This window comes from Microseira wollei NIES-4236 (genome assembly GCF_020521235.1).
Lineage (GTDB): Bacteria > Cyanobacteriota > Cyanobacteriia > Cyanobacteriales > Aerosakkonemataceae > Microseira > Microseira wollei.
On record NZ_BLAY01000374.1, the window covers coordinates 1 to 2,896 of the forward strand.

At 53.9% G+C, this 2,896-nt stretch carries 1 rRNA gene; it reads right to left on the reverse strand.

The window, feature by feature from the left end:
• Positions 1–4 precede the first annotated feature (4 nt).
• Positions 5–2,888: ribosomal RNA gene (locus MiSe_RS48370) — 23S ribosomal RNA — on the reverse strand.
• Positions 2,889–2,896 lie beyond the last annotated feature (8 nt).

Below are 2,896 nucleotides of genomic sequence, written 5' to 3' on the forward strand. Positions count from 1 at the left end.
GTTTGAGGTCAAGCCCTCGGTCTATTAGGACGCCTGGGCTGCATACATTACTGCACTTCCACCTGACGCCTATCAACGGGTGTTCTACCCGTGACCTTACTGGATTAACTCCATGAGAGCACTCATCTTGAGGTGGGCTTCCCACTTAGATGCTTTCAGCGGTTATCCGCTCCGCACTTGGCTACCCTGCGTTTACCGTGGGCACGATAACAGGTACACCAGCGGTGCGTTCCTCCCGGTCCTCTCGTACTAAGGAGGACTCCTCGCAATGCTCTTGCGCCTGCACCGGATATGGACCGAACTGTCTCACGACGTTCTGAACCCAGCTCACGTACCGCTTTAATGGGCGAACAGCCCAACCCTTGGGACGTACTTCCGCCCCAGGTTGCGATGAGCCGACATCGAGGTGCCAAACCTCCCCGTCGATGTGGACTCTTGGGGGAGATCAGCCTGTTATCCCTAGAGTAACTTTTATCCGTTGAGCGACGGCCCTTCCACGCGGCACCGTCGGATCACTAAGGCCGACTTTCGTCCCTGCTCGAGTTGTGACTCTTGCAGTCAAGCTCCCAATTGCCTTTACACTCGTAAGCCTGATTTCCAACCAGGCTGAGGGAACCATTGCGCGCCTCCGTTACCTTTTAGGAGGCGACCGCCCCAGTCAAACTGCCCACCTGAAACCGTCCTCTTCCCGGTTTACGGGCATAAGTTAGAATTCTAGCCTCGCCAGAGTGGTATCTCACCGTTGGCTCTTTGCCCCCCACAAGGGGCACTTCCACGCCTCCCACCTATCCTGCGCAAGCGAAGCCCGAACCCTATTCCAGGCTACAGTAAAGCTTCATAGGGTCTTTCTGTCCAGGTGCAGGTAGTCCGTATCTTCACAGACAATCCTATTTCGCCGAGCCTCTCTCCGAGACAGCGCCCAAATCGTTACGCCTTTCGTGCGGGTCGGAACTTACCCGACAAGGAATTTCGCTACCTTAGGACCGTTATAGTTACGGCCGCCGTTCACCGGGGCTTCGGTCGTCAGCTTTAGGGTTTCCCCCTGACCAACTTCCTTAACCTTCCGGCACTGGGCAGGCGTCAGCCCCCATACATCGTCTTACGACTTCGCGGAGACCTGTGTTTTTGGTAAACAGTCGCTTGGGCCTCTTCACTGCGACCAAATTGCTTTGGCACCCCTTCTCCCGAAGTTACGGGGCCATTTTGCCGAGTTCCTTAGAGAGAGTTATCTCGCGCCCCTTGGTTTACTCAACCTCCCTACCTGTGTCGGTTTCGGGTACAGGTGATTGTATGTTTACGTGCCATGAGCTTTTCTTGGAAGCATGACCTTCACCACTTCGAGTCCTTGGACTCTCCTACTCCTGCCTCAGCTCCTGGCGTTTTCTCCGCCACTCACCACCTCGTACAGTTGAACTGGTAACCAACATCCAGCTGGTGTCAACCTTCTTCTTCCCTCGGCACTACTTACACTCAGTACGGGATTGTTAACCCGTTGTCCATCGACTACGTCTTTCGACCTCGCCTTAGGTCCTGACTAACCCAGAGCGGACGAGCCTTGCTCTGGAACCCTTAGGGTTTCGGGGCATTGGATTCTCACCAATGTTTGCGCTACTCAAGCCGACATTCTCGCTTCCATATAGTCCACACCTGCTTGCCGCTAGTGCTTCTCTCCACTATGGAACGCTCCCCTACCGATATCTTCAATATCCCACAGCTTCGGCATGTCACTTAGTCCCATGAATTTTCGGCGCAGGAGCGCTTGACCAGTGAGCTATTACGCACTCTTTCAAGGGTGGCTGCTTCTAGGCAAACCTCCTGGTTGTCAATGCACTCCCACCTCCTTTGTCACTCAGCGACAATTTGGGGGCCTTAGCTGGTGGTCTGGGCTGTTTCCCTCTTGACGATGAAGCTTATCCCCCACCGTCTCACTGGCTGTGTCTTCACTGGGTATTCAGAGTTTGTCTCGATTTGGTACCGCGTTAGCAGCCCGCACCGAAACAGTGCTTTACCCCCCAACTTGATTCACAACCGCTGCGCCTCAACACATTTCGGGGAGAACCAGCTAGCTCCGGGTTCGATTGGCATTTCACCCCTAACCACACCTCATCCGCCGATTTTTCAACATCGGTCGGTGCGGACCTCCACTTGGCTTTACCCAAGCTTCATCCTGGACATGGTTAGATCACCCGGGTTCGGGTCTATAAACACTGATTTATTGCGCCCTTTTCAGACTCGCTTTCGCTCTGGCTGCGGCTACCTGCCTTCACCTACCAGTGCTTATAACTCGCCGGCTCATTCTTCAACAGGCACGCGGTCAGACGTTTAATCGTCCTTCCACTGCTTGTCAGCTGACGGTTTCACGTTCTCTTTCACTCCCCTTGCGGGGTTCTTTTCACCTTTCCCTCGCGGTACTCGTTCACTATCGGTCACGCATGAGTATTTAGCCTTACGAGATGGTTCTCGCTGATTCACATGGGATTTCACCTGCCCCATGCTACTCGGGATCCAGCTAGTATCCTTTCACTTTCGACTACGAGACTCTCACTCTCTCTGGTGCAGTTTTCACCTGCTTCGTCTAGCTATTTGATTCCCTGTCGCTGTCCCACTACCCCAACAGGTATTCCTTTTGGTTTAGGCTCTTCCCGCTTCGCTCGCCGCTACTAGGGGAATCGATTTTCTTTCTCTTCCTCGGGCTACTAAGATGTTTCAGTTCGCCCGGTTGGCTCATGCTGGTCTATCTATTCAACCAGCTGTTTCAAGGGTTGCCCCATTCGGATATCTCCGGTTCATTGCTTGCTTCCTGCTCCCCGGAGCGTTTCGTCGGTCACCACGTCCTTCTTCGCCTCTGCGTGCCTAGGTATCCACCGTCAGCCGTTTTTAGCTTGACCACTTTTTT